Source organism: Bacillus sp. CGMCC 1.16541 (assembly GCF_003184905.1).
GTDB lineage: Bacteria > Bacillota > Bacilli > Bacillales > Bacillaceae_H > Priestia.
In genome coordinates this window covers 1-548 of sequence record NZ_KZ821216.1, presented here as the reverse complement: position 1 = coordinate 548, position 548 = coordinate 1, and the positions used below count along the sequence as shown (strand labels likewise).

The window sequence follows — 548 nt, the reverse complement described above, 5'->3', positions numbered from 1 at the left end:
AGTTCTCTAGCGCCGATGGTAGTTGGGACTTTGTCCCTGTGAGAGTAGGACGTTGCCTGGCATTATTATTATTCCACAGTAGCTCAGTGGTAGAGCAATCGGCTGTTAACCGATCGGTCGTAGGTTCGAGTCCTACCTGTGGAGCCATTTGGAGAGCTGTCCNAATCGTGTAGGCGGTTAACACTGTCTCAAGGGTTCAAATCCCTTGCTCTCCGCCACTATTTTAAAAGCTTCAATGGCCCATTGGTCAAGCGGTTAAGACACCGCCCTTTCACGGCGGTAACACGGGTTCGAATCCCGTATGGGTCACCAATTATATGGAGGATTAGCTCAGCTGGGAGAGCACCTGCCTTACAAGCAGGGGGTCGGCGGTTCGATCCCGTCATCCTCCACCATAGAGACATTTATTATCGCGGGGTGGAGCAGTCTGGTAGCTCGTCGGGCTCATAACCCGAAGGTCGCAGGTTCAAATCCTGTCCCCGCAACCAAAGTGGTCCCGTGGTGTAGCGGTTAACATGCCTGCCTGTCACGCAGGAGATCGCGGGTTC

Annotated in this window: 4 tRNA genes; all 4 read left to right on the top strand. The window is 53.6% G+C overall.

Features of this window, described 5'->3' with window-relative positions:
* Positions 1-72 precede the first annotated feature (72 nt).
* The 4 genes from DIS06_RS04495 to DIS06_RS04480 all read left to right on the top strand — a co-directional run bounded on the left by DIS06_RS04495 (position 73) and on the right by DIS06_RS04480 (position 488).
* Positions 73-147: transfer RNA gene (locus DIS06_RS04495), tRNA-Asn, on the top strand.
* 90 nt (positions 148-237) lie between these two features.
* A tRNA-Glu gene (locus DIS06_RS04490) sits at positions 238-312 on the top strand.
* 7 nt (positions 313-319) lie between these two features.
* Positions 320-395, top strand: a tRNA-Val gene (locus tag DIS06_RS04485).
* A gap of 16 nt (positions 396-411) precedes the next feature.
* Positions 412-488, top strand: a tRNA-Met gene (locus tag DIS06_RS04480).
* Positions 489-548: the final 60 nt, after the last annotated feature.